This is a genomic window from Desulfoluna spongiiphila (assembly GCF_900101345.1).
In the GTDB taxonomy this organism is placed as follows: domain Bacteria; phylum Desulfobacterota; class Desulfobacteria; order Desulfobacterales; family Desulfolunaceae; genus Desulfoluna; species Desulfoluna spongiiphila.
Window position 1 is genome coordinate 1 of record NZ_FMUX01000019.1, and the last position, 21967, is coordinate 21967.

At 40.5% G+C, this 21967-nt stretch carries 19 protein-coding genes and 1 pseudogene; 18 read left to right on the plus strand and 2 right to left on the minus strand.

Translation table 11 applies throughout. The features are described 5' to 3' along the window. Window positions 1-215 precede the first annotated feature (215 nt). A complete protein-coding gene (gene tnpA / locus BLQ12_RS20475) occupies window positions 216-647 on the plus strand; it encodes an IS200/IS605 family transposase (protein WP_092213607.1) in 432 nt (143 codons plus the stop codon). 402 nt (window positions 648-1049) lie between these two features. Here the strand turns inward: tnpA and BLQ12_RS28405 are convergent, their stop codons facing one another. After that, window positions 1050-1574 (minus strand): DDE-type integrase/transposase/recombinase, encoded by a 525-nt coding sequence (locus BLQ12_RS28405; protein WP_092213609.1) that lies wholly within the window; start codon window positions 1572-1574, stop codon window positions 1050-1052. Window positions 1575-1668: 94 nt separating this feature from the next. Here BLQ12_RS28405 and cysC point away from each other — a divergent pair, with 94 nt between their 5' ends. The 7 genes and pseudogenes from cysC (at window position 1669) to BLQ12_RS27125 (ending at window position 7907) form a co-directional block, all read left to right on the plus strand. Next, window positions 1669-2289 carry an adenylyl-sulfate kinase gene (gene cysC / locus BLQ12_RS20485; RefSeq protein ID WP_092213611.1) on the plus strand — a complete coding sequence of 207 codons (621 nt, stop codon included), beginning with the start codon at window positions 1669-1671 and terminating at the stop codon, window positions 2287-2289. A gap of 256 nt (window positions 2290-2545) precedes the next feature. Further along, complete coding sequence (locus tag BLQ12_RS28410) at window positions 2546-2749, plus strand: hypothetical protein (protein WP_367888794.1); 204 nt, start codon at window positions 2546-2548, stop codon at window positions 2747-2749. Then, window positions 2667-3068, plus strand: a complete 402-nt coding sequence (locus tag BLQ12_RS20495) for a hypothetical protein (RefSeq protein WP_217640371.1) — start codon at window positions 2667-2669, stop codon at window positions 3066-3068. Before BLQ12_RS28410 ends, BLQ12_RS20495 begins: the two co-directional genes overlap by 83 nt. A gap of 474 nt (window positions 3069-3542) precedes the next feature. Further along, window positions 3543-3830: pseudogene (locus BLQ12_RS27115) on the plus strand (helix-turn-helix domain-containing protein); the annotation flags it as partial. Window positions 3831-4453: 623 nt separating this feature from the next. Then, window positions 4454-5884 carry an oligosaccharide flippase family protein gene (locus BLQ12_RS27120; protein WP_139164054.1) on the plus strand — a complete coding sequence of 477 codons (1431 nt, stop codon included), beginning with the start codon at window positions 4454-4456 and terminating at the stop codon, window positions 5882-5884. 8 nt (window positions 5885-5892) lie between these two features. Beyond that, window positions 5893-6588 (plus strand): sulfotransferase family 2 domain-containing protein, encoded by a 696-nt coding sequence (locus BLQ12_RS20515; RefSeq protein WP_092213623.1) that lies wholly within the window; start codon window positions 5893-5895, stop codon window positions 6586-6588. 128 nt (window positions 6589-6716) lie between these two features. After that, window positions 6717-7907 carry an O-antigen ligase family protein gene (locus BLQ12_RS27125; protein ID WP_139164055.1) on the plus strand — a complete coding sequence of 397 codons (1191 nt, stop codon included), beginning with the start codon at window positions 6717-6719 and terminating at the stop codon, window positions 7905-7907. A 565-nt stretch (window positions 7908-8472) separates the two neighbouring features. Here BLQ12_RS27125 and BLQ12_RS20525 read toward each other — a convergent pair. After that, a complete protein-coding gene (locus BLQ12_RS20525) occupies window positions 8473-8820 on the minus strand; it encodes a hypothetical protein (protein WP_092213627.1) in 348 nt (115 codons plus the stop codon). A gap of 750 nt (window positions 8821-9570) precedes the next feature. Here BLQ12_RS20525 and BLQ12_RS20530 point away from each other — a divergent pair. The 10 genes from BLQ12_RS20530 (at window position 9571) to BLQ12_RS20575 (ending at window position 21724) form a co-directional block, all read left to right on the plus strand. Continuing rightward, window positions 9571-10644, plus strand: a complete 1074-nt coding sequence (locus BLQ12_RS20530; RefSeq protein WP_092213629.1) for a hypothetical protein — start codon at window positions 9571-9573, stop codon at window positions 10642-10644. 3 nt (window positions 10645-10647) lie between these two features. Then, window positions 10648-11325: a GNAT family N-acetyltransferase gene (locus BLQ12_RS20535; protein WP_092213631.1), complete on the plus strand. Its 678-nt coding sequence runs from the start codon at window positions 10648-10650 to the stop codon at window positions 11323-11325. After that, window positions 11322-12440 (plus strand): glycosyltransferase family 4 protein, encoded by a 1119-nt coding sequence (locus tag BLQ12_RS20540; protein ID WP_092213633.1) that lies wholly within the window; start codon window positions 11322-11324, stop codon window positions 12438-12440. The genes BLQ12_RS20535 and BLQ12_RS20540 overlap by 4 nt, the downstream gene beginning before the upstream one ends. Before the next feature lie 144 nt (window positions 12441-12584). After that, a complete protein-coding gene (locus BLQ12_RS20545; protein WP_092213635.1) occupies window positions 12585-13595 on the plus strand; it encodes a polysaccharide deacetylase family protein in 1011 nt (336 codons plus the stop codon). A 67-nt stretch (window positions 13596-13662) separates the two neighbouring features. Next, window positions 13663-14811, plus strand: coding sequence for a hypothetical protein (locus BLQ12_RS20550; protein ID WP_092213637.1), 1149 nt, complete (start codon window positions 13663-13665; stop codon window positions 14809-14811). Window positions 14812-14848: 37 nt separating this feature from the next. Further along, window positions 14849-15604 carry a WecB/TagA/CpsF family glycosyltransferase gene (locus tag BLQ12_RS20555; RefSeq protein WP_092213639.1) on the plus strand — a complete coding sequence of 252 codons (756 nt, stop codon included), beginning with the start codon at window positions 14849-14851 and terminating at the stop codon, window positions 15602-15604. Window positions 15605-15774: 170 nt separating this feature from the next. Then, on the plus strand, window positions 15775-16884 hold the full coding sequence (gene wecB, locus BLQ12_RS20560) for a non-hydrolyzing UDP-N-acetylglucosamine 2-epimerase (protein ID WP_092213641.1): 1110 nt from the start codon (window positions 15775-15777) through the stop codon (window positions 16882-16884). Then, window positions 16865-19255 (plus strand): O-antigen ligase family protein, encoded by a 2391-nt coding sequence (locus tag BLQ12_RS20565; protein ID WP_092213643.1) that lies wholly within the window; start codon window positions 16865-16867, stop codon window positions 19253-19255. Before wecB ends, BLQ12_RS20565 begins: the two co-directional genes overlap by 20 nt. A gap of 112 nt (window positions 19256-19367) precedes the next feature. Then, complete coding sequence (locus tag BLQ12_RS20570; RefSeq protein ID WP_092213645.1) at window positions 19368-20810, plus strand: sugar transferase; 1443 nt, start codon at window positions 19368-19370, stop codon at window positions 20808-20810. A gap of 527 nt (window positions 20811-21337) precedes the next feature. Beyond that, complete coding sequence (locus tag BLQ12_RS20575; protein ID WP_092213647.1) at window positions 21338-21724, plus strand: hypothetical protein; 387 nt, start codon at window positions 21338-21340, stop codon at window positions 21722-21724. Window positions 21725-21967 lie beyond the last annotated feature (243 nt).

Below are 21967 nucleotides of genomic sequence, written 5' to 3' on the forward strand. Positions count from 1 at the left end.
TGATAGCCCAGCGATTTAATGACTTGTTCTGGACTCTCCCCGGCCTCGACACGTTGGATTGCTCGAATTCGAATGGCTTCTCTTGTTTTATGATCTAATTCAAATGGTAAACCCCCATCTCTGATGGGGGACTCGTAAAGTTTGACATTTCCGGGAGTTTAAACAAGAAAACCTTCCTAAAGAAAGCCGCTCAAAGCTACTAAAGGAAGGTTTTAATGAAAGATTATCGAAGTCTAAAGCATTCAAAATGGTATTGCAAGTACCATGTAGTATGGATCCCAAAGTATCGGAAAAAAGTGATTTATGGTCAACTCCGAAAGGAGCTGGGGTCGATTTTGCATGAACTGGCGAGGCAAAGAGAATGCGTGATTGAAGAAGGCCATTTGATGCCAGATCACGTGCATATGTTGATATCGATTCCACCGAAATATTCGGTATCCCAAGTGATAGGGTTCATAAAAGGGAAAAGTACGATCCAAGTGGCCCGTCAGTTTTTCGGAAAACAGCGGAATTTCGCTGGAGATAAGCTGTGGGCACGGGGCTATTTTGCCTCGACAGTTGGTTTAGATGAAAATGTTGTCCGAGCGTACATACGTCACCAGGAAACTGAAGACAGGCGTTATGAACAAATGGGACTGTTCAAGTAATATGGGCCTTTAGGCGCTGTTTAGAGACCGCTTTGAGCGGTTAGCAATTCAAGCCCCCAGTTTTACTGGGGGTTATGACTGCCAGGCATCTGTTTTCTTCATACCATTGCTATATCATATGTCGGGTAATTAATGAACTCATTAGTAATATGGATTTCATGGAAATCGTCTTCGTCCTCATCTCTGGCATACTCGCCAGCCCCGTATTCACGCTCATATGCCCATCGCTTCATTCTTCCAGCCGGGCATAAATACTGCATTCATCAAAGTAAACCAATCCGGATATTTTACAAGACAAGTGGACCGGTCGCTGTTCAATATAGTTGACACCTATACACATCAAGCCGCGACCAATCCGAGGCCTTCAGGAACAACTTTTTCAGGGTTAAGGTAGATGTATTTTTATATTCCATATCCTTGCAAGGCCCACTCCAGCGCTCGGGGTGTTTCTTCCTGCACGAGGTTGTACCAATACGTAAAAGAGAGCACCCACTTTCGAGACCTTATAAAGGTCAATAGATCCGCCAGTAGGGTCCTCTGACGATACGTAAATGTTCGAAAAAGCGACTCCATAAATGCGTTGCCATTACTCACTATAGGGTGGTTAAACGAGCTTGATTTAAGTTTCTCTCTCAATGTTGCGCCCTTCATGGGGCTACTGTTATCTGAGTGTAAAATTAGTGGCTTTCTGATGCACCCTACACGCAAAACTGTTCTATGAACAAGTTGAGCAGCATTTTCCGATGATTCGCAGCCATGGACCTCTATCTCAACAATTTTTCGGCTGAAAAGATCAAGGATCATATAAAAGTAATAATACTGACGTTTGATCGGGCCTGGTAAGTAGGTGATGTACCAGTGCCATACCTGATTTGGAGCCGTTGCACAGTGAGTGGTTGCTTCTCCCGGGGGGCAGGATTTTGGCAAAGGCTTTGAGGTATATGCGCGTTCGTGTAGGCAAGGCCAATAAACAAATTAAAACCAAGTTTGCAACAGATCAAAATCTTGAAAGGTTTAGGGTATGGAAGCTGCGCTAAATAAAAGCACGAATGTTACTTGGCATCACTCGAATGTTCGTAGGGCCGACAGAGAAAAATTACACGGTCATAAAGGTGCAGTTGTTTGGTTTACAGGGCTTTCTGCGTCTGGAAAATCAACGATTTCTCATTACGTAGAACAGATTTTACATGATCTTGGTTGTTCGACTTATGTATTTGACGGGGACAATGTGCGACATGGTCTTTGTGGTGACCTTGGTTTTGATGAAGTAAGCAGATCAGAAAATATTCGAAGAATTGGTGAAATGGTAAATCTATTCGTTGATGCTGGAGTCATCGCAATCACTGCATTTATATCACCGAACAAAAAGGACAGGGAAAAAGTCAGAAACATTGTCGGAAAGGAAAATTTTATAGAAGTGTTTGTGGATTGTCCTATTGAAGTCTGTATTGAAAGAGATCCTAAAGGGATTTATGCGAAAGCCCTTACTGGAGAGATAGATAATTTTACTGGTGTTTCAGCAGAATATGAACCACCAGAGATGCCAGGTATTGTCTTGAAAACAGCAAAAAGTGACTACTTTTTAGATGCAGAACGAGTTGTTGCCTTGATAAAGGAGAAACGGCTGATATTTAGTAGTTAAAGGGCTAATATATTGGGGTTATATGAATTCATATTGGTGTTGAAATTATAATGATCCAGTTGTCGCATCTGTTGATAATTTAGGCTATGTAGGCCTTCCCATCGATTTTGTGTTTAGGGAACACTACGAAATCACTGGTTTTGATATTAAGGAATCCTTGGTAGAAAACTGTCTATAGGGTGTGAATTACGCCGGAGAGGTAACTACCGATGATTTTAAAAATCCTGTGAAGTTTACGGCAACGAGCGATCCGACGATGATCGTCAAAGCAGATGTAATCATCGTGGCCGTGCCAACCCCCATTAATAAAACTCACCAACCTGATTTGACCCTGATCTCATCGTCAGAAACTATGAAAGAGGGGGCTGTTGTGATTTATGACTCCACGGGTTTTCCCAGGGTCACGGAAAATATCCGTATCCCTATTCTGGAAAAGGATTCCAGAAAAAAGTGGAGATAGATATTTTGTGTGGGATACTCCCCTTGACCGGATCAATTCGAGAGACAAAGAGAGAACCCTCACCACCATTGTCGAGGTGATATCGGGCGACAGCCCAGAGACTCTGAGAATAATGAAATCTCTTTACGGCTCCATTATCATCGCCGGGGGGCACCCCACAACAACCATTAATGAGGCCGAAGCTGCTAAAGTTATGAAGAATACTCTGAGGGCTTTTAACATTGCTCTAATTGTCAGCGGCGACCTGAAACTGGGGCTACACTGGCGGTTTAAAAATGACCTCATGAGGCATTATATTTTCTTCAATTCAACTATTTAAATCCATATTCTTCCTTCTTGATTTTCTAGGCTTTTAATGACAGGGATGGTGGCTTCTCAAATGCACAGAGACCAAAAATGGCCTATGATTCTTTTTCAAAAAAGGTACAACTTCAAACCGCCAGCCAGGGGGTATTGACGGAGCCGCTGACACTCTAATCAATGAACTTGCCATTATCTTTGATACCATTGGTCTCGATACATTAAATGTTGCGGGAAGCGGTGGGGTCGAAATGGAATTTTCTTCCATTTCAACCTCTGCTTGCTGACAGCCATTATATTAACCCGGCAATTAAAAATACAGGCAACTGGTTGTTTATACTATACTCTTGTTTATGGAAAAGATTGATACAAGAAAACTACCAGCTGATACATTGCACGAACTCCGAAAACAGTCAGCCCATCTGCGCAGTAAAGGCATGATATTTAGAGAAATCGCTGAAATTGTGGAGCTCACCAAGAAACTGTACGTCGATGGTGTAAAACCTTTGCGAAAGAAGGTTCAAAGGCCCTTATTCCTAAAACTCGGGGCCGTAAGGCAGGTGAACTACGAACGCTGACACCCGAGCAGGAAAAAACAATTCAAAAATGGATCAAAGAAAAAGATCCAAGTCAATTGAAATTGGATTTTTGCCTATGGAATCATCGGGCTATTGCCCTTTTGATCAAACAAAGGTTTGACATTGAAATGCCTATAAGAACGGTTGGTGAATACTTAAAAAGATGGGGGTTTACCCCGCAAAAGGGCTTTTTCACGATTTGAGTGGGTAGAATGTTCTTCCAAAACACTTGTGGAGTGAGAAACTCTTCGCCCATGCTACGACAGCCCCCCTTGCTGTCAAGGCCAAGCCGGGCTGCGCCCGGTGCTGCTCAGCCTTGACTGCTGCGGGTGTCTACCGTCTTTGGTGGCTAAGAGTTTATACCTCCGTACGCCTGCCATGGCAGGCCTTGTACAACTAAGCTGTACCGAAGCCAGCTGGGCTTTCCGAGAGTTACCCACTCGAAATGGAAAGGAGCCCGCAAAAGCCACTCGCTATGTTGATCATCAAGTTCTTTCAGGCAAAATCAAAGTTTGGCTGGTCACTGTCAAATCTGGTTGCCTTTTTGAGGTGGAGTCTGTTTACACACCGGGATTTGTGGGCCTAGATGGAACAACCATATTGAGCCTATGTCAGTACAGTTAATGCTCCCATTTACGTGAGTTGGACAGCAGGCAAAATAATGGGACCTGTTTTTCAAGAATTGAACAATATCTACTAATCACAGGGGCCTCTCGAAGAAAATTATTCTTTGAGAGGCTATTTTGGACAATAGTGATCTGAGCTTAAAATATGTTTAATGTAAACACATATGTAACGTCGTATAATCGGATAATTAAGTGGATTAATGAATTCAAGTAGAAAATCCTTAAAAGAAGATAATAGCTCTTTGTATGAAATTGACGGTAAGCGACATTTAACAAGTCTACCGCTTAAAGATTCAGTAAAAAGTTATTTGATAACAGGTACTGTATGGTCACTTATTGGTAAATTGGTAACAGTTTTTTCTAATATGATGATTGTTGCACTTCTTGCAAGAATTTTAAGTGTTAATGATATGGCAACGTATTTCTTAGGGCATAGTATTGCAGTTTTTATAGCTCTTTTTGGTCGATTTGGTATAGAAAATAGTTTATTACGATTTGTTTCTGAGTTTTTGACAGAGGGTGCAAACAATAAAGCCATTTCGGCAATATATAAAGGTGTTGTACTTGTTGGTATAATAAGTACATTATTTGCTGTCTTATATATAAGTCTTGTCGGGCCATGGGTCTCGTCATACTTTTTTGGTTCGTCCTCCTTAGAGAAACTTGCTGATTATATTGCATTTTGGTCAGTTGTTTTGTCATTTCAGTTTGTTCTTAACGCAGTCTTTAAGGCTTTTAAGGATATCATGAGATCTGTCTTTTTTGGTGGTGGTATTATGGCGATTAACTCATTTGTATTTTTGTTTTTCATAATTAATTTTTTGCACTTGAAGCTAACGCTATATCAGTCTTTAATTATAATTCTTATTAGCGGTAGTGTTAGTGTTATAATTGCTCTTTTTTCGTTACAAAAAAAAATTTCATATATACGTATTGGAGGCAGGCCTGATACAATCTCGTACAGTAAAATTATTAATCATAGCTGGCCATTATGGATTAATTCTCTTTCACTTTTCGTTTTAAGTCAATCTGGCATTTGGATTGTAGGTATTTGGTTTGAAGGTATGGAGGTAGCGGGTTTTGGCGCATCGAATCGGTTGATTCTCATGGTTAGTATGACTTTGGTTATTGTTAATTCTGTAGTTCCACCTCTTATCGCTCAATATAACATACTTAATAAAAAAAAAGAATTAGAGAAAATTTTGAGAATGACTGCGACTTTTGCATCATTACCTGTGATTTTTGTAATGATTATATTTTTAGTATTCCCTGGAGAAATTTTACAAATAATTTTCGGTGATGGATACCAAATTGCTGCACCTATTTTAGTTATTTTAACAATCGGTCAAATAGTTAACGTGCTAGTCGGTTCATGTGGGTATGTTCTTATCATGACGGGACATAAGACTGTTATGATGTGCGTTTCGGTAAGCGTTGCTATAATTTCAGTCAGTTGCGGAATCATAGTTACTGAAAAATTTGGTGCTGTAGGGGCCGCAAGTGCGGTTACACTTGCAATAACTATTCAACAAATTCTTATGCTTATTATAGTACGTATCCGTGTTGGGGTATGGACATGTGTTGATTTTAAAAGTGTGGTTGATGTTTTAAGGTTAAAACAAATTAGATAGGAAAAGAAATGATTAAAAATATGAAAGATATTCTTAGGAAACATTATTGGAGTTTGCCTGATTCATTTACCGGTTATATTCAAGAGAAAAGAGATAATAGACGTGCATCGCGGTATGTTTTTAGGCCGTATTTTGATAGTACAAAGAGTATTTATATTCATATCCCTAAAGTGGCAGGAAAAAGTATATCTAATGCACTTTATGGTGATGACCCGATGCATCATAAGTTACATGAGTTTAGAGAAATCGACGCAAATAAATATAACTTATATTTTAAGTTTGGATTTGTTCGCAACCCGTGGGGAAGACTCTATTCAGCATATAATTATTTAGTTAATAAAAATAACTATTATCCATATGGAAAATATTGGTGGCTAAATGAGTATGATAGTTTTGATAGATTTGTCATAAAAGGCTTAACAAAAGAACTTGTCGAAAATGATATGTTCTTTGCTTCACAAGTATCTTATCTAAAGAACCTATCTGGTGAAATTGATGTAGATTTTATCGGAAAGTTTGAGTCAATCAATGATGACTATATATATATTGCTAAAAAACTTGGAATAACGAAAGATTTGGAAAAAATTGGTGCTAGTGCAAAGAATATAGATTACTATAGTGAGTATTCAAACGACATGATCAAAAAAGTTAGAGAAATATACATTGATGATGTTAACGAATTTAATTATGACTTTTTGTCTTAGATTCCCTAAAAAGCAGTTGCGATTTGATCTGAGTCGAAAGGCGAATTTCGGCTGTAACTTTAGTTTAACTGCCGCTATAGATATCTGATCTTGTGAACTATATTTTGTAGTCGTTTATTGGTTGCGAAGTGAGTTTAACTATTTTGAAAATGAAAAATGATAAAAAAGTAAAACCGTTTGCATTTGCGTTATTATTTCTAACTATGTTACGGTGTGTTATACCTTCGATAAGTGATGTAGTCGTAATTCAACAATCTGAATTTTATGTTAATTCGTTGTTAATTGTAGTGGGCACATTGTCTTGTTTGTTCGTTGTAAATGAAAAAAACCAGAAATGGCTTTTTGTATATTTTTCACTTATTTTTGTTTGGATTGTATTGTCGAATATTCTGGCGGGACATGACTTTGCAAAATCTGTTATTCAATTTTCGAAATATATAGTTCCTATTCTTATAACGGTTAACCTGATAGAAATGTCTAAACGAATGCCTTTAGTACGAGATGGTGTGGTACTCATTTTTGTTATATGTACTTTAGTATTTATTCTGCCATTGGTATTTAGGGAAAGGTATTTCCACGGTGGCATTGAACGATTACCTCTTTATTATGGTACATTGCACGATAACGGTTTCATTGCAGCTACCGTTTCATTATTTAGTTTAATACTAATGTACACAATGAGACACAAGTTGTTAGGTTTCATAATTTTCATGTTTTCCATCTATTTAATGATGGGTTATTTAGTCCGAACGTCAATGGTAATGTTCACTATAGTTGTTCTCGGAGTTGTCTTCTTTAAAGTTCCAGATAGATTGAGGCAGTTAATATTTATAGAAACCATTGTTGTTTGTGGGGTTATTTTAATTCTTTTTTTGTTTTTTACTGACAACTCGGATGAATTCATCTCTTCTCTATCATCAGGCCGTACTCGGATGTGGCTTGATCAAATCAATAGGCTTATAAGTTCATCTTTTTTAGAGGTAATTTTTGGGTTTGGTAGTAATGGTGATATAATACATTCTTCTGTTTGGCTTCAGAAACCAAAAGATGCACACAGCACTTTGCTTGGTTTATTGGTTCAATATGGTATTGTGGGCTTTTGTTTGTTTGTTTCATTGTTTATTAAAATTTCAGACTATTTCTCGAAAGTTGTTGATCGCGTCGAAGGGCGATGTCTTTATGCTGGCTTTATAAGTACACTTGTTATTAGCAATGGCTTGTTGGAGAGGGTGGTGCCCTGCTTATTGTACTTTCTTCTTTTTTTGTTGGTACAACCTAAATTTCATGATTTGAAAAGGTTAAATATTCCTTTCAGGTAGTCAATTTTTTTCGTGATAATTATGGGGCTCCGTCATGTTTGCTGAAAAACAAAGAGGTACGTCAATCAAAAAATCATGATATATCTTAGGTTTCTTACGGCACTTAAGATAAGGATGATTTTTGGTGAACAGTACCTCTTGGCACTGGGCTCGAACCATTCCGCTTAAAGAATATAGGGAACACGGGCATACGGAAAATATTGTTTAAATGACATATTGTGCCATCAAAATTTCATTGAGCGACAACCCATGTTGCATTATGCCTAAAGCAACGGCGGGTACGATTCCAGTTGTCCCGTAGGGGCCTGACAAAATTGTGTATCAGCTGGTGAACATCCAGAGTCCTTTGCAATCCAGTTTTTGTCTTTGCGTATGTGTTTGTTTTTCGCCTGAATGCGCTGTTTCTTCTTCTCAGTGCAGCATTCTGAGCCTCAACATGATTCGCATGAATATCCGAATCTTTCAGGCATTGTGATGTATCAGGATGCTCCTGCTGTGTGGCCTGATATTTCGGACGCTTCGGTCCTTTTTTATGTTGCTGGCTACCCTTGTTCTTAATCCGTACTCAAACACCCTTCGGAAGGACTTTCCGGGGACGTCCAGGCCTGCCAGTATGCAAGGCCTCATTACAAATTTCGAAAAGCATATTTCCATAGCGTGTTTCACCGTCTGATAAAAATGTCAGATCATCCGTTTGGTCGATGTATTCACACACTGTATTCATGACATATTGGAACAATGCTGAATCCTTGTTGCCAGTCTTTTGTTCAACAAGAAATCGACTGGCACGTTCCATAATAATGACCGTCCATCCTTTGGAATCCATGGGGGCAGTGCGCTTGCCAACGATGGTGTACAACTCATCACCTTCAAAGGTAAGGGATATAAAATCATTGCAGAATGCATACAGCATAAGGGAAGCCTTCTACTCTGCAAATTTGCTTTCCCAATGAGCAATTGTTCCTTTGTGGGAATTTAATATACGCCCTGTAGCACGAAGGCCAAGTCCTTCGCTTCGAAGCCTCAATGCTGCTGCTACTGATTTAATTGTCAGCGGCTCCGTCAAATTGCCCCTGGGCTGGCGGTTTGAATTTGTACCTTTTTTGAAGAAGAATCATAGGCCATTTTTGGTCTCTGTGCATTTGAGAAGCCACCATTCCTGTCATTAAAATCCAAGAAAATCAAGAAGGAAAAATATGGCTTTAAATAGTTGAATTGAAGAAAATATAATGCCTCATGAGGTCATTTTTAAACTGCCAGTGTAGCCCCAGTTTCAGGTCGCCGCTGGCATTAATCCCTTCCATTGCGGTATTGTGGGTTTGGGAGAAAATCTTTTCACAGTCAGAGCATCGCATCAAATGGCGCTTTCCATTATGAATGGTCTGGTAGCGTTTAAAAAATGATACATTCGTGGATTGACAATGGGGACATTTTATTGAGTCTAAATCGTTCATGAAGGCTTTACTAATGGGGTCATATTACACCCGACATTTGGTGCGCCATAAGGCCCTGAATATAATGCCCGCTGAAGCAATTACTATGTCGACTGGGATTCGGCCTCATTAATAAATAATAGAATCAACTTTTTTGGAAGACGAATATTCAATGATTTGAGCCCAGTCCCCTTGTCGTAGGTATCATATTTACTCTGAAAAGAATCTATATGGAAAAAAATATCGTAATTTTAGGATTGGCACCGCAAGGACTTGCCTTATTGAGAGCATATTCAATCGCAAACTACAATGTTACTGCTATTGGTTGTAAAGAAGATGTGGGCATATATTCTAAATATGGTGATATTTATGTAATTGATAGTCTCGATAGCATTATAAATATTATATTAAATAAACTTTATGGCAATGAATTAATACATATTACAAGTGATGTTATTCTGAACTATTTAATAGATCATTATCCCGAATTGTTCGAAAAATACAATTTTTTTCCGAAACTTAAGGATGCAATCGTTTTCCGAGATAAGCTTAACACTGCGAAGTTTGCGCAGATTTTGAATGTCCCTTGTCCTGAAACGTTTAGGTTTGATGATTTAGCATATTGTAGTAAATTCAAATTCCCATTGATAGGGAAATGGAATAAAACTGTTGGTAAGACAATTTTTAAAACCGTTATAATAGATTCGTATGAGGTTTTAGAAAAAACTAAAGATTTACCAGGATTCAGTAATTTAATATTTCAGCAGTACATTTTTGGGGAATGTGAATCCGATATAAGTTATGGGGGATATTGGATAAATGGTGTTGAACAAGTCGGAATAGTTGTTCAGCAATCCAGGCAGTATGCAGGTTTAGCAAGTAAAGTTGAGGAAATAAGTAACGAACCTGCTAATGTAGTAAGAAGATATGCAAATAAGTTATTAAAGGCAATGGATTACAGTGGATTTGTTGAAGTTGAATGCAGGGTTGATGATAAAACAGGCGTTGTATATCTAATAGAAGTGAATCCTAGAGCTTGTGGATGGATTAAGGTCCTGATGAAAAATTTTTCTCATAAAGTTTTATGTACCAATACTGATAGCATAAAAGTAAACGAAAGAAGAAAATGGATTAATATTGTGCGCGATGTAAGAGCCCTTTTGTATGGACTTAAACGATCACCCCACCAGTTTAATGTTAGTGACATATTTATAGACTATACTGGGCATGGGGTTAAAGATATTTTCGAGATAACAGATATAAAACCTTTTTTTATGCAGTTAAAAAAAATAATGAATAGGTGATAGATGTATATATTCTTAAAGAAAATTAAATTTACTCTAAAAACGGAAAGGGTCAAAGTATTATTTGATCGTATATCGAGCCTTGTTTTATTTAAAATAGGTTTAAGATGCTCAGAGACACTATTTTTTTATTATGATCTTTTAGCTGAGTATAATTGTTTTAATGATCTTGGTTATTTATTACTTAAAGATATCAACTTTATGGTAATACCCGACCTCAAAATGTTATTAAATTTTAAAACAATACCAGAGCGAATGGATTTTGTTCCCATACAGCAATGGTTTGATCGAGGTGCTATGTGTTTAGCAATTGTTCTAAATAATAGGGTCATTGCATACACATGGGTTCATAGAGAAACGTATGATAACTTAGGACCAGCAGGTGTGCTCAGTTTGAGAGATGATGAAGTTTTCATCGGGCCATTTTACACGGATCCTGAATTTCGAAAAATGGGGTTATTTCAGCGTCTAATGTACGATAGTTTAGTGTGGCTTAAAGATAATGATGTCAACTTGGTTTATGGTTCTTGTAGTATATCAAATATCGCAACTATTAAAGTGTTAGTTAATAGTGGATTTTCTGCTCTTGGAATTGTCAATGTTACCAGAAATAAGTTTGAAGTTCTTAACTTTAGACATTCATTACTGTTAAATAGCAAAATTATGAAGGGTTCCCTATGAATATTATTTTTACTCGATCTTTTATGAATCTTCGTATGGGTGGTGTTACAATATATGTGAAACAACTGATAAAGCATTTGGATGATACAGAATTTTCTATCATCAATTTGGTTGGTTTAGAAAAAAAAAGATTTTTGAATGCAGTGGAACTCGTAAACTGGAGTAATGTTTCTATTAAACGCGATTTATTTTTATTTTTCATTACGTTTCCGTTCAAAATAATTAAACATAGAGCTGATGTTGTACATTTGAATCCTTCACTTGAAGTAAAAGGATTATTTAGAGATGGTTTTTTTTTATTGATTGGAAAACTATTTAACCTAAAATCTGTCGTATTTATTCATGGCTGGAATGAAAAGACTGCGTCAAAAATTAAATCTTGTCATTTATTTTCAACAATTTTTAAAATGATTTATAATCGCTCTGATATCATTGTTGTATTAGCGAATGAATTTAAGCATTCACTTCGCGAAATTGGACTTAAAACAAAAATTATCGTGGAAACAACTATGGTTGATGATGAAATGGTGCCTATAAAAAACGTATACAATAAATGCATCTCGTCAAATCATAGTAACAAGATTAATATACTTTTTTTAGCAAGGATTGAAAGATCAAAAGGTATTTATGAGGCAATTGATACCTTTGTCATTTTACGACAAAAATACTCTAACATTCGGTTGATTGTTGCTGGTGATGGTAATGATTTAAGTGAGGTTAAAAAGTATGTAGATTCAATTGGTTCACATGGAATTGACTTTATTGGGTATATTAGCGGGAAAACAAAAGAAGCTGTGCTCTTGAACTCTGATATTTATTTATTTCCTACTACTTATGGAGAGGGTATGCCGATATCCTTATTGGAAGCAATGGCATTGGGCAACGCCGTCATAACTCGGTATGTTGGTGGGATTCCTGATATTTTTATAAATGGAAAGAATGGATTTATTACTGATTCAAAATCACCCGATGTTTATGCCAGGCTTATTGAAAAAATGATCCTTGACCAGTCCCTATTAAGAAGGATTGGTATGAATAATTTCAACTATGCTCAGGAATATTTTTTTGCATCAAAAGTTACTAAAAGGATTGAGTCTATTTATTTGGATCTTTAAAACTCTTCTATTTCATTAGCTATAATAATTATAAGGCACCTCTTTTGCACTCTGTGCATCGATCTGCAAAGATCGGTGATGTTTTTCAATCGAGGTTCAGCCTAATTATTTTGTGAATAATACCATTATGGAGAGAATGTTATTTTGCTGAATATTATTCTTACAATTGATTATGAGATTTTTGGAGATGGCTCAGGTGATGTAAAAAAGCATGTAGTAAAACCTACAGAACATATTTTGAATATATGCAATAAATATTCCGTACCTTTAACAATCATGTTTGAGGTTAATGAGTATCAGAAATTTGTAGAGTATGACCTTGAGCTAAATAAAAAACTTGGATATTCTCCGGCCCAAGAGATGAAAAAGCAAGTGCTCGATGCATATTCCATTGGGCATGATGTTCAGCTCCACATACACCCACAATGGGTAGACGCTGTATATAAGGATGGTAAGTGGGCGATGATTGATTCAGAACTTTCTATTACTGAATTTTCAAGATCAAAGATACACAGTGTTATTCAGCAAGGTAAGACAACTCTTGAGAATTTAATTTATGAAGTTGATAAAGAATATACAGTTTCTGCTATGAGACTCACTAATCTTCCATGGGTCGAAGCACCTATGGAAGTACATTCTGCTATGATAAAGACAGGTATATTTGTACATTCACTGGCGGTTTCGGATTTTTCTTCGTCTCTGGGATATTGGCAACTTGCCCCGGATAATTTAATTTATGAGATTCCGATACACTCTGTTCCTGATTATGGCTATAAACGGTTATCTTGGCATAGAATCAAAACAGCATTATACAGAAAATTCAATAAGAGTAATTCTGTTTCTAAACATGATATTTCAATATCAAGAAACTATATTAAGATGTTTTTACAATTGAAGTATTTGTTATTTCAACCTTATTCATTCAAATGGGACTTTTGTAAACAATCTTGGAAAAAAATGTTAATATTTTTGGATGAAGCTGAAAAAAAATATAACTATGCGAAAAATGAAATTCCTCTTGTAATGATATCTCATTCTAAAGACTTTTTTAATGAGAGCAATTTTGAAAAATTTTTATCAAAAGTAAATACTGAATATTGCAGGAAAGGTAAGATTAAATTCACAACTTTCAATGATTTCAATAAACTAATATAGTAGTTTTTTTGCAAAACTATTTCATAAATCTTTGAATTTTATAACTCAATAATAGTGGTTGAGAATTATGATTAATATAAGCCACAAATTACTATTACATTACATCCACCAGCAAGATTACAATGGTTGGGATCTGTTCGATGGTCTTAATTCAACACTCCTCCAAAACACCCCACTCTATAAATTCGAGTTCATTCGCCTTGCAGTTATCCAATTTTTTAAACGCTCCCCACTAAATCTAAGAAAACTTGCATCAGTTCCAAAGGGCTATAATCCCAAAGGTCTTGGTCTTTTTGCATCAGGTCTTCTTTATTCAGGGAAATATGAAGAAGCTGAAAATCTCTTGGTTCAGCTCAAATCAATGCGATGCCCTGGGTATTCAGGCGTATGCTGGGGTTACAATTTTGATTGGCAGGCAAGGGCGTTTTATGTGCCAAAGGGTAAACCCAACATTGTGACAACGGTTTTTGTTGCCAATTCTTTTTTAGACTACTTTGAGAAACATGGAGTCGCTGAGGCTTTCAATGGGCTTGACACTGCAATAAGTGCCTGTGAGTTTATTTTGAATCATATGGTGCTATCAGAAGATGAGGATACTCTTTGTTTTGGGTATATCCCCGGAGAAGAGGCTCGGGTTCATAATGCAAATATGTTGGGGGCTGCCTTGCTGGCCCGTGTTTACTCTCATACAAAAAATAGAAAATATTATGATAAATCGAAAAAGTCGATGGCTTATTCGATTAAGGCCATGAAAAACGATTATTCATGGCCTTACGGTGAATTGAATCATCATCAGTTTGTTGATAATTTTCATACGGGGTTTAATCTGGTTGCTTTGAAAGGCTGGATGGATTCAACAGGCGACATGGCCTGGGAAAATGAATTGAGAGACGCGTTTCGTTACTTCCTTGAAACATTTTGGCTAAAAAAGGGTTGCCCCAAATATTATAATGATACCCTTTATCCTATTGACATTCATTGTTCAGCTCAAGGTATTGTTACGTGCCTTAAACTTGCCGATTATGATAGCAGAAGTATCCCAATGGCCCATACTATTGCTGAATGGGCCTTTAAAAATATGCAGGATAAAAGAGGTTTTTTTTATTACCAGAAAACAAGATGGTATACCAATAAGATCCCGTATATCAGATGGTCCCAAGCCTGGATGTTCTACGCGCTCTCCTTTTTGTTATCAAAGCAGAATCCAAAATTATAGTTATGCGTTTTCGTCAAATTCTTTGAAGAGGATACCGATGTCCAGAATTGATGTCATGGGCTGCCCTGTCGATTCATACAACATGAATCAAACAATAATTGAAGTTGAAAAATCAATTCATAACAAAGCTATGTGTCAGCACGTGGTTGTGAATGTTTCAAAGTTTGTAGAGATGCAATCGGACTCTAAGTTAAAAGATATTATCGCATCCTGCGACATTATCAATGCGGATGGCATGCCCATTGTCTGGGCCTCTTGGCTATTGGGAGTTCCGCTCCCTGAGCGTGTTGCCGGTGTGGATTTGTTTCAGAAACTTATCCGTGTGTGCAGTGATAAGGGATACAGGCCTTTTTTCTTCGGCGCTCAGGAGGGGGTTGTGAAAGGGGTGGTGGAATCCTTTCAAGAAAAATATTCAGATTTAAAGGTGGCGGGGTATCGAAATGGATACTATTCAGAAGATGAAGAAGAGGGCATTGCGAGCATGATCAAAGAGAGCCATGCAGACATGCTTTTTGTAGGATTTTCTTCACCAATGAAGGAAAAATTTCTGAACAGATGGATGCCTGTGATGAATGTTCCTTTCTGCATGGGCGTCGGTGGGAGTTTTGATATTGTTGCCGGAAAAACGAAGAGAGCACCGGTGTGGATGCAGAAAACCGGAATGGAGTGGAGTTACAGGATTATTCAGGAACCCAGGCGGATGTGGCGCAGATATGCTCGCACAAACCCCGCATTTCTTTGGCTTGTTATGAAAGAAATGGTAGGCCACGACAATAAAAATATGAAACAATAGATAACCCGAGTAGCACGAAAATTACAACAATCCCCTCTCTACAAATGAATGTATATAGCGTTCGAGGTGGCTCACTTCGTCGCTGGAGGCTTTCTTTGTGCTTTTTCCATTATCAACTCGGATTATATTTTTTTTCTCAGGTATTTGTTATTTAAGTGTTGGATAAAAATATGAAAATATTGCTCGTTGCCGGTGCCCGCCCCAATTTCATGAAAATTGCACCCATTATTCGTGAGATCAAAGCAAACCAAAATGGTTTGCAACTTGAATACAAGCTCGTTCATACGGGGCAGCATTATGATTTTAATATGTCGGAGAGTTTTTTTGCCGATCTTGGGATTCAGAAGCCTGATTTTTTTCTAAGTGCAGGTGAGGGCTCTCATTCAGAGCAGACGGCAAAGATCATGGTTGCCTTTGAAAGGGTCTGTCTTGATGAAAAACCTGATGTGGTGCTTGTGGTCGGGGACGTCAATTCAACCTTGGCGTGCAGTATTGTGGCCAAAAAGCTCTTGATCAAGGTTGCTCATGTGGAAGCTGGCCTTCGAAGTTTTGATCTGTGCATGCCTGAAGAGATCAACAGGATGGTGACGGATTCCATCACCGACTATTTTTTCACCACGGAACAGCATGGGAATGAAAACCTCTTGAAAGAGGGTAAGCCACAAGAGGCAATCCATTACGTGGGGCATGTAATGATCGATAACCTTCTTTATCAGAATGAGAAGGTCCTTCGGGCTGACAATGAGTCGTTTCAGAACGCTGGTTTGAAGGCGTCGCTGGCTGAGTATCTTTTTTTGACTCTTCACAGGCCCTCGAATGTGGATAATCCAGAAAAACTTTCTCATATTATAAGTGCATTGAATCAAGTTGCTGAAGAAATACACATCATTTTCCCGGTTCATCCTCGAACAAGAAAAATGTTGGACTCCTTTGATATTAAGTTTTCAGCAAATATCATCCAACTCAAACCCCTTGGCTATCAGGAAGCCCTTTATCTCTGGAAAGATGCTTTAGGCGTGTTTACAGACAGCGGTGGGCTCCAGGAGGAGACCACAGGTCTGGGGGTTCCCTGTTTTACCATCCGTGACAACACGGAGCGGCCCGTGACCGTGGAAGAAGGGACAAATACACTCATCGGTACCACGGGCACCAATATTCTCGCTGCCTATGACAGCCTGAAAAAGGGCAATATCAAGACCGGCTCAATGCCTGAGTTGTGGGACGGCAAAGCAGCGCAGCGCATTGTGGACATTTTGATTGATGACATCGCTTCTCTATAATCCCAATATTTTGGGGCTTTCATTTATGCTTTGCATTTCCTACCTGATTCTTCTTTTTCTCCTTATTTTTTCTCCCCTTGCCTTTGGTGCTCGGGAGCCCTGGGCCCTTGCGACTTTAGAACTGGGCTGTTTCTTGGGAGTGGTGCTTTATCTTCTCGCTAATAAAGGAAAAAAGACAGTGTACCGGGTTCCCGGGTTTTTGCCCCTAGGACTATTTGTTTCCTGGCACCTCGTTCAGGCCGTTCCTCTTCCCGTTGCACTTGTCAAATGGGTGTCACCGGCCACGTATACCATTTATCGGGAGAGCCTTGGACAACTATACGGGGTTAAGTGGATCCCCCTCTCAGTTGACCCCGGAAAATCCCTGGCCGAGTTTTTTCGTTTTTCTGCTTACCTTCTGTTCTATTGGTGGGTTGTGCACCTTCTTTCGTATCGTGCAAAACTCAAAAAAACTGTTTTAGTCGTTGCCGGGCTCGCGGGGTGCATGGCCGTCTATGCCATTGTGGAGACCCTTTTTACCAACGGGAAAATCTACGGTTTTTATGCTGGGCCTGCTAACAACACGCACATGGGGCCGTATGTGTACCATAACCACTATTCCGGATTTATGGGCATGATGGTGCCCGTGGTGCTGGGGCTTTACCTTTACTATAGACCCCAGGTGAGGTATGGCACGTGGAGGGAGAGGGTTGTGGCGTTCTGGAGCGGTGCGGCTGGGCACCTTCACCTGCTGCTGGGATTTGCGGCTGTTCTAATGGGGACATCGGTGTTTCTCAGCCTGTCTCGCGGTGGGATCATCTCCCTGTGCCTTTCAATGATCTGTTTGATCCGCTTTTTCTCTCTTCGCAAGGGTGCCTCTCCACGAAAGCGGTTTGTCTCCCTGTCTGTACTGCTGATTCTTTTGTCTGTCTCCTGGTTTGGCTGGGAGCCTATTGTTGAGCGGTTTGATAAGGCGTTTACCGAGGATGGGGAGTTGTCCAACTCTCGTTTTACCATTTGGGATGATGCCTATGAGATGGTGAACGATTATCTTCTTACTGGCTCTGGTCTGGGGACCTTTAGTGCCATCTACCCGAGTTACAGGAGCTTGCCTGGCCAGAAATCCGTGGGCCATGCTCACAGTGATTATATCGAGTTGCTGGCCTGCGGAGGGGTTGTCAGTTTTCTGTTGGTGGCGTGGTTTGTTGCCGCGCTGTTTCGCGCCACCTGGGTAAGGTATCGCAACCGTCGCGATCCCTATGCCCAGTGCCTGTATCTCGGCTCCATTTCCGGGATTCTGGCGATTTTTTTTCACAGCGTGGTGGATTTTAATTTTTACAGCAATGCCAATGGTTTGATTTTCTTTTTTATGTGCGGTCTTGCTGTTGCCGCTTCCCATACGCGTTTACGCGGAAGGAAGGAAACTTTTTTAAGGGAATCCACACCGGCCCATAAGCGGGCCATGTGGGCTGTCACCGTCCTTTTTTTGGGGAGTGCCATCGTGTATCAGGGCGGATCTCTCTGGGCGTCGGCACTGTTTGCCCGTGTAGACGGCACGGTTGTCTCAAATGACACCTCTTCCGAGGAGTCGTCGCATGTTGTTGAGAATTTGAAACGAGCAACGTTTTTTGCACCTTTGGAGCCAGTGTACCCCTTTGCTCTGGCGCGGGTTTTTGACTTTTACGGAAAGGCTGCGGCACCTGAAGGTCTGTTGGTAAAAGCCCTGAGGTTATGTCCGGTGGACAGCACCGTACTTCAATACACCGCACGATACATGTGCAAGAAAAATCAAGCGGATCTGGGGCGGCACTATTTTGAGAGGGCCATTGCCCATGACGTGGCAAATCCGGAAAGACTCAAGATGCTTGCCGGTTGGTTGCTGGGACGTGGAGAAACGGATGAAGCTACGGCTCATCTCAGGCAAGCAATGCTTCTGGATGCGTCACGGCAGAATATCAAAGGGTGTATATCCCTGCTTCTGTACCATGGCGTGCCCAAGGAGGCCGTTTACGCGATGCTTCCCGAGCGCATCTACCCCCGCTTTGTGTTTGCCGACACGATGAGAGCCTTTGGATATCGTGAGCTATCCCGGGAGGTGACTGTTCGGTCCCTTGATTATCTGGAAACTGAAGACTCTGTGAGGCCTTGGCATTTTACCAAGGTGTACTGGACCTATATGAAAGAAAAAGACTACCACATGGCGCTGTCTGTCCTCCAGAAAGCGTCTGATTACTTTCCGGATCATGCAAAAATACGACTCCTTACCGGGGATACCTATGTAAAGATGGGTATTCCGTATCGTGCCGTCGAGGAGTACGAACGGGTGTTGATTGTTGACCCGGATAACCGAAAAGCAACGGCAGGCTTAAAGCGCTTGTCATCCTACCTCTGACGCGGCGAAAGCTGTTGATGAACCCAAGCAATATTCCCCCCTTAGCGTTTATGGTATCGGCACGAAAAGTGCCTGTCTTGGTGCATTCGTATCAAAAACCCGAGGGATTCTCATGCTTAAAGAAAAGAACAGGGTTATTGTCCGGTTTCATCTCTTTATCGATGTGTTGATCACGATGGTGGCATTTGTAGGGGCTTATGGTATCAAGAAATACCTGCTGCCAGGCGGAGCAGGGGGGCTTTCTACAGCGCCTAATTACTACACTCTTCTTTTTATGGTTACGGTTATTTGGGGGCTGACATTCCAGGCCTTTAACCTCTATGAGCCCTACCGCAAACGAAGCCTTATGCAGGTGCTGGTCAACGCTACCCAGGCAGTGTGCTTCTGTCTCCTTGTGTTTGGGTCCCTGCTGTATGCCTTGAAAAATCATGATGTCAGCCGCGGCATGATCCTTATCTTCGGTGGCCTTAACATGGTGATGCTCTGTATCAGTAAGGCCATGATTTATCTGGTACTGGTCCGTATCCGAAAACGGGGGTACAACACGCGGAATATTCTTGTTGTGGGGAGCCTGGAACGAGCGAAAGACATCCTGAAGAAAATCGAAAAACAGAAGGGCACGGGGTACACCATCCAAGGGTGCCTGGATACTGACCCTGTCCGCATCGGGCAGGAAGTCATCCCCGGTGTGACGGTGATCGACAATGTGGAAAAGCTGTCCGATATCCTCAAAGAGACCGTTGTCGATGAGTTGATCTTTGCCATGCCCATGAAGTTGATTCCCGAGGCGGCCACGTATTTGACCCTTGCAGAAAAAATGGGTGTGAGTGTCCGCATCGTTCCGGACTGGCAGATCCACAACCTGGTATACAAACCGGGAAACGCGTCGGTCTCCTTTGAAACTTTTTTACAGATTCCCACCATGAAGATGCATATGATCTCTTCAGATGCTGTGGGGCTGATGCTGAAAAACGTCTATGACTATGTTTTTTCCTGCGTGATGCTGGTTCTATCATTGCCCTTCTTTCTTGTGGTCGCCGTGGCTATTAAGATCATTTCACCCGGGCCAGTTTTTTATAAACAAAAACGCATGGGAGTGAACGGGCGGCTTTTTGACATCTATAAATTTCGTACCATGCTTGTCGGGGCGGAAAAAATGCTGGATGCCCTCAAGGAGGCTAACGAAGCCGACGGACCGGTTTTTAAAATCAGAAAAGATCCTCGTGTGATTCCGTATGCCGGGACATTTTTGAGGAAAACAAGCTTGGACGAGCTCCCCCAGTTGATCAACGTGGTGCGCGGAGAGATGAGCCTCATCGGGCCAAGGCCTCCCATTCCCAGCGAGGTCAGCGAGTATGAGCTTTGGCAGCGCCGAAGGCTCTCCATGAAGCCCGGTATGACCTGTATCTGGCAGGTAACACCCAATCGCAACGATGTCAGCTTTGACGGGTGGATGAAGATGGATCTTGAATACATAGACAACTGGTCCCTGGGGCTGGATGCAAGGATTTTTCTGTCCACGATTCGTGCTGTTGTGACGGGGAGCGGACGCTAACCCGAATAGTCCATGAGAAAACGATTGAACCAAAGCAATAAAGCGTTATTGCGGCTAGTTACTGTGAAAAATTAAGGCATTTGTAAAATACAAAATGTAATTCACGGTTTTCTGCTCGATTTCTTCACCCTTCGAGCGAACCGAGTGCACCCATCTTCTGCGTTATCAGAGCCTTGAGGTAAACAACTACATCTGCAGCTCTGATGCCTTGAATATGGGCGCACTCGACTCGTGAAATATCCGGGCTAACCCGGATATTTTATGAGAAAACGACCAGGCTAAGACAATTAAGATGCCATTACAGATGGTTACTGGGGAAATATAGACATTTCAAAAATGCAAAATGTAATTCATCGTTTTCTACTCGATTTATTCATCCTTCGGCCCGTGAAATACCCGGGCTAAGCGTTAAAGTTTCTTTGGCATGGGGTGTTGCTTTGTATTCTTTGGAAGCACGATTTGCTGGTGTGATGTGTGGAGCCATGTCGGCTTGAATTTTCCCTCAATACACGAGGTATTCATCGGAGATGCAGTCCTCCTTAGATCTGGACACCATCTGGTCAGAGGCCGTGAAGGGTGCGAAAGACCTTGGCCTGGATGGTCTGCATGTGAAGGTTATGGGTGCGACTACAGAGGCTGTTTTTTTCGACCGGAGATGGTGTGCCGGCAATGTCATACCGTTTATGACAGGAGAAGAAGAGCCCGGGTATCTGGCTGGTTTCGCAGAGACCGTAGGAGACGGCATCAGGGTGGAATTACTTTTTGAGAAGGGAAGGCGTATTCCGGCAGAGTCTATGTTGCGGAAGCGCATTGTTTTTTTAAAAGGGCTCATCGTAACTCGTATGTCTCAATTCGGTTTTTCGAAAAATCAGAAAAATGCATGGGGATCGTCCTGGTTATACGATACTCTTTGAGTAAATAAAGTTTATCCCATGACGGAATTACTCTGTGATTAACAGGTAAAAGTACTTGTGGGTTTTTATTTGTTATGCTTAAGTGTTTACCTGTTATCCCCCCTGACGTTCACCATGCCCGGATCAGGCTTGGTGAGAAAAAATACCGAGAACCATACAACAGAGACCGCCAGGTAAAAGTGGCGGTTAACGCTGTGAAATGCCTTAGCAACGATGGGTTATGCTGTTCGGCGCTTCGGGCTT

Excerpts from the sequence above, each read along its gene's own strand:
- tnpA (WP_092213607.1), top strand. The coding sequence starts at position 216 with ATGAAAGATTATCGAAGTCTAAAGCATTCAAAATGGTATTGCAAGTAC.
- cysC (WP_092213611.1), top strand. The coding sequence starts at position 1,669 with ATGGAAGCTGCGCTAAATAAAAGCACGAATGTTACTTGGCATCACTCG.
- BLQ12_RS28410 (WP_367888794.1), top strand. The coding sequence starts at position 2,546 with ATGATCGTCAAAGCAGATGTAATCATCGTGGCCGTGCCAACCCCCATT.
- BLQ12_RS20495 (WP_217640371.1), top strand. The coding sequence starts at position 2,667 with ATGACTCCACGGGTTTTCCCAGGGTCACGGAAAATATCCGTATCCCTA.
- BLQ12_RS27120 (WP_139164054.1), top strand. The coding sequence starts at position 4,454 with ATGAATTCAAGTAGAAAATCCTTAAAAGAAGATAATAGCTCTTTGTAT.
- BLQ12_RS20515 (WP_092213623.1), top strand. The coding sequence starts at position 5,893 with ATGATTAAAAATATGAAAGATATTCTTAGGAAACATTATTGGAGTTTG.
- BLQ12_RS20525 (WP_092213627.1), bottom strand. The coding sequence starts at position 8,820 with ATGCTGTATGCATTCTGCAATGATTTTATATCCCTTACCTTTGAAGGT.
- BLQ12_RS20530 (WP_092213629.1), top strand. The coding sequence starts at position 9,571 with ATGGAAAAAAATATCGTAATTTTAGGATTGGCACCGCAAGGACTTGCC.
- BLQ12_RS20535 (WP_092213631.1), top strand. The coding sequence starts at position 10,648 with ATGTATATATTCTTAAAGAAAATTAAATTTACTCTAAAAACGGAAAGG.
- BLQ12_RS20540 (WP_092213633.1), top strand. The coding sequence starts at position 11,322 with ATGAATATTATTTTTACTCGATCTTTTATGAATCTTCGTATGGGTGGT.
- BLQ12_RS20550 (WP_092213637.1), top strand. The coding sequence starts at position 13,663 with ATGATTAATATAAGCCACAAATTACTATTACATTACATCCACCAGCAA.
- BLQ12_RS20555 (WP_092213639.1), top strand. The coding sequence starts at position 14,849 with ATGTCCAGAATTGATGTCATGGGCTGCCCTGTCGATTCATACAACATG.
- wecB (WP_092213641.1), top strand. The coding sequence starts at position 15,775 with ATGAAAATATTGCTCGTTGCCGGTGCCCGCCCCAATTTCATGAAAATT.
- BLQ12_RS20565 (WP_092213643.1), top strand. The coding sequence starts at position 16,865 with ATGACATCGCTTCTCTATAATCCCAATATTTTGGGGCTTTCATTTATG.
- BLQ12_RS20570 (WP_092213645.1), top strand. The coding sequence starts at position 19,368 with ATGCTTAAAGAAAAGAACAGGGTTATTGTCCGGTTTCATCTCTTTATC.
- BLQ12_RS20575 (WP_092213647.1), top strand. The coding sequence starts at position 21,338 with ATGCAGTCCTCCTTAGATCTGGACACCATCTGGTCAGAGGCCGTGAAG.